At 66.4% G+C, this 11,355-nt stretch carries 11 protein-coding genes; all 11 read left to right on the top strand.

The window, feature by feature from the left end:
- The first annotated feature begins 10 nt into the window (after positions 1-10).
- The 11 genes from AB6807_RS00965 (at position 11) to AB6807_RS00915 (ending at position 11,346) form a co-directional block, all read left to right on the top strand.
- A complete protein-coding gene (locus AB6807_RS00965) occupies positions 11-544 on the top strand; it encodes a DUF2059 domain-containing protein (protein WP_286512813.1) in 534 nt (177 codons plus the stop codon).
- A 69-nt stretch (positions 545-613) separates the two neighbouring features.
- Entirely contained in the window at positions 614-1,681 is a 1,068-nt protein-coding gene (gene serC / locus AB6807_RS00960) for a 3-phosphoserine/phosphohydroxythreonine transaminase (RefSeq protein ID WP_371084131.1), read from the top strand.
- A gap of 29 nt (positions 1,682-1,710) precedes the next feature.
- Entirely contained in the window at positions 1,711-2,844 is a 1,134-nt protein-coding gene (gene pheA, locus AB6807_RS00955; RefSeq protein ID WP_116908542.1) for a prephenate dehydratase, read from the top strand.
- A gap of 18 nt (positions 2,845-2,862) precedes the next feature.
- Entirely contained in the window at positions 2,863-3,753 is an 891-nt protein-coding gene (locus AB6807_RS00950) for a prephenate dehydrogenase (protein WP_371083175.1), read from the top strand.
- A gap of 1 nt (position 3,754) precedes the next feature.
- Complete coding sequence (locus tag AB6807_RS00945; protein WP_371083174.1) at positions 3,755-5,767, top strand: bifunctional 3-phosphoshikimate 1-carboxyvinyltransferase/cytidylate kinase; 2,013 nt, start codon at positions 3,755-3,757, stop codon at positions 5,765-5,767.
- Between the two features lie 195 nt (positions 5,768-5,962).
- Complete coding sequence (gene rpsA, locus AB6807_RS00940) at positions 5,963-7,651, top strand: 30S ribosomal protein S1 (protein ID WP_116908100.1); 1,689 nt, start codon at positions 5,963-5,965, stop codon at positions 7,649-7,651.
- A gap of 80 nt (positions 7,652-7,731) precedes the next feature.
- A complete protein-coding gene (locus AB6807_RS00935) occupies positions 7,732-8,058 on the top strand; it encodes an integration host factor subunit beta (protein ID WP_116908101.1) in 327 nt (108 codons plus the stop codon).
- 74 nt (positions 8,059-8,132) lie between these two features.
- Entirely contained in the window at positions 8,133-8,486 is a 354-nt protein-coding gene (locus tag AB6807_RS00930) for a lipopolysaccharide assembly LapA domain-containing protein (RefSeq protein ID WP_116908102.1), read from the top strand.
- Positions 8,476-9,645 (top strand): lipopolysaccharide assembly protein LapB, encoded by a 1,170-nt coding sequence (gene lapB, locus AB6807_RS00925; protein WP_116908103.1) that lies wholly within the window; start codon positions 8,476-8,478, stop codon positions 9,643-9,645. Before AB6807_RS00930 ends, lapB begins: the two co-directional genes overlap by 11 nt.
- Positions 9,646-9,809: 164 nt before the next feature.
- Positions 9,810-10,130 carry a helix-hairpin-helix domain-containing protein gene (locus tag AB6807_RS00920; RefSeq protein WP_116908104.1) on the top strand — a complete coding sequence of 107 codons (321 nt, stop codon included), beginning with the start codon at positions 9,810-9,812 and terminating at the stop codon, positions 10,128-10,130.
- A gap of 247 nt (positions 10,131-10,377) precedes the next feature.
- Positions 10,378-11,346, top strand: a complete 969-nt coding sequence (locus AB6807_RS00915; RefSeq protein WP_371083173.1) for a TRAP transporter substrate-binding protein — start codon at positions 10,378-10,380, stop codon at positions 11,344-11,346.
- Positions 11,347-11,355 lie beyond the last annotated feature (9 nt).

Below are 11,355 nucleotides of genomic sequence, written 5' to 3'. Positions count from 1 at the left end.
TGGCACTTCGATGGCAGCAATGGCCCAGGACAAGGCCACGCTCATCAAGCAGTTCATCGACATTCAGCGTCCCGGCATCGAATCGCTGGCACGCGGCCTGGTCGAGCAGTCGAGCGCCCCGATCGCACAGGCGGGTTCGCAGTACCTGCAGACGCAAGTGCCTGAAGCCAAGCGCGAGTCGGCTGCCAAGGCCGCCGATGCCGAGCTGAAGAAGTACTTCGACGACGCCTACCCCATCGTTCGCGACAAGGCCGTGCAACTGGCCCCTGGCGCGCTGACCCCGCTGCTCGAGCAGAACTTCAGCGAAGACGAACTGAAGCAACTGCTGGCCTGGATCAACTCGCCCCTGAGCAAGAAGTACCAGGACCTGAACCCGAAGATGCAGACCGCGTTGACGGAAAAGCTGGTCGCCGACACGCGCGGCACCATCGAACCCAAGATGCGCGCGCTCGACGAGAACGTCGCCAAGGCCCTGGGTGCTCCCACCGAAGGCGCCGCCCAAGGTTCCGCCAAGGCTCCCGCCAAGGCACCAGCCAAGAAGTAAAGCAACGTGACCCAGCAGCAGACGCCGGCCGGCAAGCGCCCCTACAACTTCTCGGCCGGTCCGGCTGCCATGCCGGAGGCGGTGCTGCAACGCGCCGCCGCCGAAATGCTCGACTGGCAGGGCAGCGGCATGAGCGTGATGGAGATGAGCCATCGCGGCAAGGAATTCGGTGCCATCTGCACCCAGGCCGAAGCCGACATCCGCGCGCTGCTGGCCATCCCCTCCAATTTCCACATCCTGTTCATGCAGGGTGGCGGCCTTGGCGAAAACGCCATCGTCCCGCTGAACCTGTCGCGCGGGCAGACCGCCGATTTCGTCATCACCGGCAGCTGGAGCATCAAGTCCCACAAGGAAGCGCAGCGCTATTGCAATGCGCGCGTGATCGCCAGCAACGCGGACGACCAGCACACGAAGCTGCCCGACCCGGCAACCTGGCAGCTCGGCAAGGATGCCTCCTACGTGCACGTGTGCTCCAATGAGACCATCAACGGCATCGAGTTCCAGCAACTGCCCGACGTGGCGGCACTCGGCAGCAATGCCCCGCTGGTCATCGATTTCTCGTCGCACGTGGCTTCGCGCAGCGTCGACTGGTCGCGCGTGGGCCTTGCCTTCGGCGGCGCCCAGAAGAACCTCGGCCCCGCCGGCCTGACCATCGTGGTCGTGCGCGACGACCTGCTCGGCCATGCGCTCGAGATCTGCCCGAGCGCGTTCAACTACAAGACGGTGGCCGACAACACCTCCATGTACAACACCCCGCCGACCTGGGGCATCTACATGGCAGGGCTCACGTTCCAGTGGCTGCTGGCGCAGAAGGAAGGCGAGCTGACCGGCGTGGCTGCCATGGAGCAACGCAACATCGCCAAGGCGAAGCTGTTGTACGACTTCATCGACGGCTCCGACTTCTACGCCAACCGCATCGACGCCAGCTGCCGCTCGCGCATGAACGTGCCGTTCTTCCTGGCCGACGAAAGCCGCAACGAGGCGTTCCTGGCCGGCGCCCGCAAGGCCGAGCTGCTGCAGCTCAAGGGCCACAAGTCGGTCGGCGGCATGCGGGCGAGCATTTACAACGCCATGCCGCTGGCAGGGGTGCAAGCGCTGGTGACCTACATGCGAGAATTCGAGCGATCGCACGCCTAGTTGCGTGCCCCGCTCAGTTGCTCGCACAGATGACCGATTCCGCACCCACACCACCCACCACGCCCGGCGCTCCCGCCGACCAATCCGAAAGCCTGTCCGATCTGCGCGTGCAGATCGACTCGCTCGACCAGCGACTGCTGAGCCTGCTCAACGAGCGCGCGCATGTGGCCGAACTGGTCGGCGAGGTCAAGAAGCGCGAAGGCACGCCCTTCTTCCGCCCCGACCGCGTGGCGCAGGTCATCGACAAGATGCAGAAGACAAATGGCGGTCCGCTCAAGGACCTCCATGTCGCGGCCATCTGGCGCGAAATCATGTCAGCCTGCCTGGCCCTCGAATCGCCGCAGCGCGTGGCCGTGCTGGGCCCCGAAGGCACCTTCTGCGAACAGGCCGCCATCGAGTACTTCGGCGGCGCGGCCGACCTGATCTACTGCGCCAGCTTCGACGAGGTGTTCCACGCCACCGCCGCGGGCAGCGCCCAGTACGGCGTGGTCGGCGTCGAGAACTCCACCGAAGGCGTGGTCACCCGCTCGCTCGACCTGTTCCTGCACTCGCCCACGCACGTGGTCGGCGAAGTCAGCCTGCTGGTGCGCCACCACTTGCTGCGCAGCAGCAATTCGCTCGAAGGCGTCGAGGCCGTGCTGGCCCACCCGCAGGCACTGGCGCAGTGCCAGACCTGGCTGTCCAAGCACCTGCCCAACGCCGAGCGGCGCGCCGTGTCGAGCAACGCCGAAGGCGCCCGCCTCGCGGCCACCAACCCGGCCTGGGCCGCGCTGGCCGGCGAACGCGCCGCCACCCGCTTCGGCCTGCACATCGTGGCGCACGCCATCCAGGACGACTCCTACAACCGCACCCGATTCGCGATCATCTGCCTGCCGCAGACGCTGGCCATGCCGCCGGTGTCGGGCCGCGACTGCACGAGCCTGATCGTCTCGGTGCCGAACCGCCCGGGCGCGGTGCACGACCTGCTGGTTCCCCTGAAGGCCAACAACGTGTCGATGACGCGCTTCGAGTCGCGCCCCGCGCGCACCGGCCAGTGGGAGTACTACTTCTACATCGACCTCGACGGCCACCCCTCGCAGCCCAACGTGGCCGCGGCGCTGGCCGAGCTGCGCGGCCTGTGCGCGTTCTACAAGGTGCTCGGCGCCTACCCCGTGAAGGCCTGAGCGGGGCAGACAGACAGCATGTTCGAACAACTGGGACTGATCGGCTGCGGCCTGATGGGCGGCTCCTTCGCACTGGCGCTGAAGCGCGCGAAGCTGGTGAAACGCGTGGTCGGCTACAGCAAGTCGCCCTCCACCACCGAGCGGGCGCGCCAGCTCGGCGTGATCGACGTGGCCGCGCCTTCCGCGCTGCTGGCGGTGTCGGGCGCCGACATCGTGCTGCTGGCCGTGCCGGTGGCGGCGTCGGAAGCCACCTTCAAGGCCATTCGCCACGGCATTTCGAGCGACACGCTGGTGATGGACGTGGGCTCGACCAAGGGCGACGTGATCGAGGCGGCGCGCAACGGCCTGCAGAAGCAGTTCTCGAGCTTCGTGCCGGCGCACCCCATCGCGGGCAAGGAGCTCTCGGGCATCGAGCACGCCGAGGCGTCGCTGTTCACCGGTCGGCAGGTCGTGCTGACGCCGGTCAAGGCCACGCTGCGCTCCAACGTGCAGCGCGCCTCGCAGGTGTGGAGCGGCATCGGCGCGCATGTGCTCACGATGACGCACGAGGAGCACGACGGCGCCTTCGCCGCAGTGAGCCACCTGCCGCACCTGCTGGCCTTCGCGTACATCAACGGCCTCACCGCGCAGCCGCAGGGCGAGCGCTTCCTGAGCCTGGGTGGTCCCGGCTTTCGCGACTTCTCGCGCATTGCCGCGAGCGACCCGGTCATGTGGCGCGACGTGCTGATGGCCAACCGCGAACAGGTGCTCGAGCAGTCGCGCGCCTTTCGCAAGGCGCTGGACGACTTCGAGGCACTGATGGCCGCGGGCGACCTGCAGGCCATCGAGCAATCGATCGCCGCCGCCAGCAAGGCCCGCGCGGCCTGGAAACCGGCCACCGACACCTCGTCGCAGCAACAGGACAGCTGACATGTTCTCGACAGCCTTCCTCGACCTGCCCCCCCTCTCCGGCGCCGCCGGCACGGTTCGCCTGCCGGGCTCCAAGAGCATTTCCAACCGCGTCCTGCTGCTGGCCGCGCTGGCCAGCGGCACCACGACGATCCACGACCTGCTCGACTCCGACGACACCCGCGTGATGCTCGACGCGTTGCGCGCACTCGGCTGCGGCATCGCGCCGGACGGCGCCACGCTGCGCATCACCGGCCTCGGCGGCAAGTTGGCGCCCAGCGAAAGCCTGCTCCCGCTGTTCCTCGGCAATGCCGGCACCGCGATGCGCCCGCTGACGGCGGCGCTGTCGCTGCTGGGCGGCGAGTTCGAGCTCAGCGGCGTGCCGCGCATGCACGAGCGCCCGATCGGCGACCTGGTCGACGCGCTCACCCAACTCGGCTGCCGCATCGACTACCTCGGCAACCCGGGCTACCCACCGCTGCGCATCCACCCGGTGCCGCACCGCGAACTGGCGCTCGACGCGCCGATTCGCGTGCGCGGCGACGTGTCGAGCCAGTTCCTGACCGCGCTGCTGCTCGCGCTGCCCCTGGCCGCGGCCAGCGACATCGTGATCGAGGTGGTCGGCGAGCTGATCTCCAAGCCCTACATCGAGATCACGCTGAACCTGCTGGCACGCTTCGGCATCCAGGTGCGGCGCGACGGCTGGGAACGCTTCACCATTCCCGCGGGCAGCCGCTACAGCTCGCCGGGCGACATCCACGTGGAGGCTGATGCCTCTTCGGCCAGTTATTTCATCGCGCTCGGCGCCATCGCCACGGGCGTGCCCGGCAAGAACGGCATCCGCATCGAAGGCGTGGGCGCCGATTCGATCCAGGGCGACATCCGCTTCATCGACGCGGCTCGCCAGATGGGCGCCGAGATCGACAGCGGCCCGAACTGGCTCGAAGTGCGTCGCGGCGCCTGGCCGCTGAAAGCCATCGACCTCGACGCCAACCACATCCCCGACGCCGCGATGACGCTGGCCGTGATGGCGCTCTACGCCGACGGCCCGAGCACGCTGCGCAACATCGCGAGCTGGCGCGTGAAGGAAACCGACCGCATCGACGCCATGGCCAACGAGCTGAAGAAGCTCGGCGCCACGGTCGAAGCCGGTCCCGACTTCATCCGCGTGCATCCGCTGGCGCAGGCCGGCTGGCGTGCCGCGAGCATCCACACCTACGACGACCACCGCGTGGCCATGTGCTTTTCGCTGGCGGCGTTCAATCCGGCAGGCGTGCCGGTGCGCATCCTCGACCCGCATTGCGTGGCCAAGACCTTCCCCGACTACTTCGAAACCCTGTTTTCGGTCGCGCAAGCCGCCGAGGTGCCGGTGATCTGCATCGACGGCCCGACCGCCTCCGGCAAGGGCACGCTGGCCGCCGAAGTGGCGCGGCTGCTGGGCTACCACTACCTCGACTCCGGCTCGCTCTACCGCGTGACCGGCTTGGCCATGCGGCGCGCCGGCCTGAGCGCCGACACGCAGCACGAAGCGCAGATCGCCGCCCTGGCGGCCGCCCTGCCCCTGCAGTTCACCGAGGGCAAGGTGCTGCTGGACGGCGAGGATGTCAGCGAGGACATCCGCACCGAGGCCGCCGGCATGGACGCCTCCCGCGTGTCCACGCTGCCCGCGGTGCGCGAGGCCCTCCTGGGCCTGCAGCAGCGCTTTCGCGAGCTGCCCGGGCTGGTGGCCGACGGGCGCGACATGGGCACCGTGATCTTCCCCGACGCATCGCTCAAGGTGTTCCTCACGGCCAGTGCCGCCGAGCGTGCCGAACGGCGCCATAAGCAGTTGATTTCAAAGGGTATTTCGACTACACTCGACAGTCTTCGCTCCGACTTGGAAGCACGTGACGCCCGGGACTCCTCCCGCAGCGTCGCCCCTCTGAAGCCGGCGCAAGACGCTCGCCACCTCGACAACTCCCGGCTTTCCATCGAGCAATCGATCGACACGGTGTTGAACTGGTGGCAAAAAGTACAGCCTTTCAAGTCCGCTTGAAAAGCTGGCGCCCGACGGAATATCGGAAGGCGCATACCGCTCCAGCAGGCTCTCTTCGCGCGACAGCGCACCGGCCTGCTGGTTGTTCAACGAACCCGGGCTCACGCCCACCCAACCGCCGTCTCCAGACCCACAGCAGTCGCACGCAATTTCGCAAGAGCGCCTGCCAACCCTGCCTGACGGAAGGAACCATAAATGTCTGAATCTTTTGCCGACCTATTCGAAGAGTCCCTGAAGCGTTCCGAAATGCGCACCGGCGAGGTCATCACGGCCGAAGTCGTGCGCGTCGAACATAACCACGTCGTCGTCAACGCCGGTCTGAAGTCCGAAGCGTATGTGCCGATCGAAGAGTTCAAGAACGACAAGGGCGAACTCGAAGTCCAGGCCGGCGATTTCGTTTCCGTTGCCATCGGCAGCGTTGAAAACGGCTACGGCGACACCATCCTCTCGCGCGACACCGCAAAGCGCCTCGCTTCGTGGCTCGCCCTGGAGAAGGCGCTGGAATCGGGCGACTTCGTCACCGGCACCACCAGCGGCAAGGTCAAGGGCGGCCTGACCGTCCTGGTCAACGGCATCCGCGCATTCCTGCCGGGCTCGCTGATCGACACGCGTCCGATCAAGGACCTGACCCCGTACGAGAACAAGACCCTCGAATTCAAGGTCATCAAGCTCGACCGCAAGCGCAACAACGTCGTGCTGTCGCGCCGTGCCGTGGTCGAAGCCAGCATGGGCGAAGAACGCGCCAAGCTGATGGAAACGCTGAAGGAAGGCGCAGTCGTGCGCGGCGTGGTCAAGAACATCACCGAATACGGTGCGTTCGTGGACCTCGGCGGCATCGACGGCCTGCTGCACATCACCGACATGGCATGGCGCCGTGTTCGCCACCCGAGCGAAGTCGTTCAGGCCGGCCAGGAAATCACCGCCAAGATCCTCAAGTTCGACACCGAAAAGAACCGTGTCTCGCTGGGTCTGAAGCAAATGGGTGACGACCCGTGGATGGGCGTTTCGCGCCGCTACCCGCAATCGACCCGCCTGTTCGGCAAGGTCACGAACATTGCCGACTACGGCGCGTTCGTCGAACTCGAACCCGGCATCGAAGGCCTGGTGCACGTCTCCGAAATGGACTGGACCAACAAGAACATCGCTCCGAACAAGATCGTCTCGCTGGGCGACGAAGTCGAAGTCATGGTCCTGGAAATCGACGAAGACAAGCGCCGCATCAGCCTGGGCATGAAGCAGTGCAAGGCCAACCCGTGGCAAGAGTTCGCTCAGAACACGAAGCGTGGCGACCGCGTCAAGGGCCCGATCAAGTCGATCACCGACTTCGGCGTGTTCGTTGGCCTGGCTGCCGGCATCGACGGCCTGGTTCACCTCTCGGACCTCTCGTGGAACGAAGCCGGCGAAACCGCCGTTCGCAACTACAAGAAGGGCCAGGAAGTCGAAGCGATCGTGCTGGCAGTCGACGTCGACCGCGAACGCATCTCGCTGGGCATCAAGCAGCTCGACAGCGACCCGTTCACCACGTTCACCACCGTGAACGACAAGGGCCAGATCGTGACCGGCAAGGTCAAGACCGTGGACGCCCGCGGCGCTGAAATCGACCTGGGCGAGGACATCCTCGGCTACCTGCGTGCTTCGGAAATCTCGCGCGACCGCGTCGAAGATGCCCGCAACGTGCTGAAGGAAGGCGACGAAGTCACCGCCATCGTCGTGAATGTGGATCGCAAGACCCGCAACATCCAGCTGTCGATCAAGCAGAAGGACATGGTCGACGAACAAGGCGCCATGGCCAGCCTGAGCCAGCAGTCGGCACGCGAAAACGCGGGCACGACCAGCCTGGGCGCCCTGCTGCGCGCCAAGCTCGACAACAGCGACAACAAGTAAGCTGAGTCCGAAGACAGAGCAGGCCAGGCGCTCAGCTTGGCCACTCTGTCTTTTTTTTCGTCCACGTTTTTGTTTGGCCCATGACCCGCTCAGACCTCGTCGAAGAACTTGCAGCGCGCTTTGCGCAGCTCACTCACCGCGATGCGGAATACGCCGTCAAGACCATCCTCGACGCCATGAGCGACGCGCTGGTGCGCGGGCACCGCATCGAGATTCGTGGCTTCGGCAGCTTCTCGGTCAACCGGCGTCCGCCACGCATCGGGCGCAATCCGCGTTCGGGCGAGAGCGTGCAGATTCCCGAAAAGCGGGTGCCGCATTTCAAGCCGGGCAAGGCGCTGCGCGAAGCGGTCGATGCAAAGACCGCCGAACTCGACGCCGGCAAGGACGCCAAGGGCCACAAGGCCTGAGGGCCTGAACGCACTGGACACCAGCGGTTCGAAATGCCTGCAAACGTAGAATGCTCCCGGCAACGGGAACAGCTATGAAATACCTCCTGTGGCTGCTCAAGGCAGCCATTTTTTTTACGCTCTTCGCTTTCGCGCTGAACAACCAGCAGGACGCGACCGTCTACTTCTTCTTCGGCACCTACTGGCGCGCACCCCTGGTGCTCGTCGTGCTCGCGGCGTTCGCCGGCGGGCTCGTGGTGGGTGCGCTGGGCATGCTGCCCGGCTGGTGGAAACACCGCAGCGCGGCGGCGCAATTGCCCGCCACGTCCGCAACTTCCGCCGTGCCCAGCGTGGCGGACACGCAAACCTTCACACCCGCCGCCGCACCGGCCGCGGCGCCGACCATTTCAGTCACCGACCTTCCCGCCGTACGTCAACATGGACTTTGATCCCAGCTGGCTGCTGATCAGCCTGCCCGTCGCCTTCGTGCTGGGCTGGCTCGCATCGCGCTTCGACATCCGGCAACTCAAGCTCGAGAACCGCCAGGCGCCCAAGGCCTACTTTCGCGGCCTGAACTTCCTGCTCAACGAGCAGCAGGACCAGGCCATCGACGCCTTCATCGAGGCCGTGCAGAACGACCCCGACACCCAGGAGCTGCACTTCGCGCTCGGCAACCTGTTTCGCCGCCGTGGCGAATACCAGCGCGCGGTGCGCGTGCACGAGCACCTGCTCGGGCGCGGCGACCTGAGCCGCAGCGACCGCGAACGCGCGCAGCACGCGCTGGCGCAAGACTTCCTGCGCGCCGGCCTGCTCGACCGCGCGGAAGCCGCACTGCAAAAGCTCGAGGGCACGCGCTACGAGAACGAGGCGCGCCTGTCGCTGCTGGCCATCTACGAGCGTTCGCGCGAGTGGGCTCAGGCCGCCGACGTGGCGCAGAAGCTCGACGAATCCGACCAGGCGAGTTACAGCACGCGACGCGCGCACCACCTGTGCGAGCAGGCCACCGAGCACGTCGCGTCGGGCGACCTGGCCGGCGCCGCCAGGCTGCTCGCGCAGGCGGTGGAGCTCGCACCGCAGGCACCGCGCCCGGCGATCGACACGGCCAACCTGCAACTGCGCAACGGCAACCCGGCCGGCGCCTTCGACACCCTGGTCGCGCTCAGCGACACCGCGCCGCTCGCGCTGCCGCTCTATGCCGCCGCGCTGCAGCAGGCCGCGGTGGCCGCGCACCGTGAAGCCGACGCGCTCGAGCTGCTGCAGCGGCGCTACGTGGAGTCGCCTTCCATCGACGTGCTCGAGGCCATGATCGCGCTCGGCGGCACGCCGAGCGCCACTGTGGAAGAGCCGCAGCCCACGCCGCGCGACGGCTACATCGCGCACCTGGCGCAGCAGCCTTCGCTGGTCGCGGCATCGCGCTGGCTGGCCGGCGAGAAGTTCGAGCACGAGCAGTTCCACCCGCAGGTGCAACGCGCGCTCGACCAGGCCACCCGCCCGCTCATGCGCTACCGCTGCGCGGCCTGCGGCTTCGAGGCGCACCAGTACTTCTGGCACTGCCCCGGCTGCCAGGCCTGGGACAGCTATCCGCCGCGCCGCGTCGAAGAGCTCTGAGCCCCCCGAAAACCTTGAGCAATCCGATCAAGGTTTTGAACAAAGGTCACATGGCCGCGAACTATGCTTTCGCGCGTCAACGACCTGCTTTCTGATCCCGTTGAGCGCGGGCCGACGTTCTGTCGGCAGTGAGTCAAATCAACCAATCAGGGAGTAAAAAAATCATGTTCAAAAAAATCCTGGCCGCCACGGCCATGCTGTTCGCGGTCGCGTCGTTCGCCGCGGTCGACGTCAACAAGGGCACCGTCGCCGACCTCGACGGCATCAAGGGCGTGGGCCCCGCGATGTCCAAACGCATCCTCGATGCGCGCAAGGAAGGCGAGTTCAAGGACTGGCCCGACCTCATGCAACGCGTGAAGGGCGTGAAGGAAAAGAACGCAGAGAAGCTGTCGGCCGAAGGCCTGACGGTGAATGGCCAGAGCTTCGGTGGCGGTGCACCCGCCAAGGCGAAGGAAGCCAAGGCTGCCAAAGCACCCAAGCCCTGACGCCGGTCTGAGTCCGGCCCGAGTTTGGCCTCAAGCCGGCCTCTGACGCCGCTTCGGTCCGCCCCCGGATCGAGCCCACGCAAAGCCGCCTTCGGGCGGCTTTTTCATGCGCGCCGTGCCAGCCACATGCAGGCTGCAACGCCCTCCGCATCACGGTGCAAGGCAGGGAAAGGCCTCAGCAAGTGGCCCGGAATTTGCACGTAAGCTGAGCTTTCATTCTGCTTTCATCACACTCCGGAGCGCGTCCATGAATCACAAGTTCGGCATTGCCCTGGCGGGCCTCACCCTCGGCGCCGCGGCCTTCGCGCAGACCAAGTGGGACCTTCCCACCGCTTACCCGGCCACCAACTACCACACCGAAAACATCACGCAGTTCGCCAAGGACGTGGACGCCGCCACCGGCGGCAAGGTGAAGATCACGGTGCACGCCAACGCCTCGCTCTTCAAGGCGCCCGAGATCAAGCGCGCCGTGCAGAGCGGCCAGGCGCAGGCCGGCGAGATCCTGCTGGCCAACTTCGCCAACGAGAACCCGATCTACGCACTCGACGGCGTGCCCTTCCTGGCCACCACCTACCCCGAGGCGCGCAAGCTGTACGACGCGTCCAAGCCCGCCATGGAAAAGCTGCTCGCGGCGCAAGGCATCAAGGTGCTGTTCGTGGTGCCATGGGCGCCGCAGGGCATCTACACCAAGAAGGAAATCAGCTCGGTGGCCGACCTGCGCGGCATCAAGTGGCGCGCCTACAGCCCGGCCACCGCCAAGATCGCCGAGCTCATCGGCGCGCAGCCGGTGCAGATCCAGCAGGCCGAGCTCAGCGCGGCGATGGCCACGGGCGTGATCGAGAGTTACATGAGCTCGGGCTCCACCGGCTACGACACCAAGACCTACGAGCACATCAAGAACTTCTACGACACGCAGGCCTGGATCCCGAAGAACGCGATCCTGGTCAACGCCAAGTCCTTCGACGCGCTCGACCCGGCCGCGAAGGCCGCCGTCGCCAAGGCCGCGGCCGACGCCGAAGCACGCGGCTGGAAGGTCGCGCAGGAGAAGAACGACGAGTACAAGCGCCTGCTCGCCGAACGCGGCATGAAGGTGCACAAGCCCTCGGCCAAGCTCGACGCCGACATGCGCCAGGTCGGCGGCATCATGCAGGCCGACTGGCTCAAGGTGGCCGGCGCGGACGGCGCCGCCATCGTGGACACGTACAAGAAGAAATGATGACGCCCC

This window comes from Variovorax sp. RCC_210, from assembly GCF_041355175.1.
GTDB lineage: Bacteria > Pseudomonadota > Gammaproteobacteria > Burkholderiales > Burkholderiaceae_C > Variovorax.
This window is presented reverse-complemented; position numbering and strand designations above follow the sequence as displayed.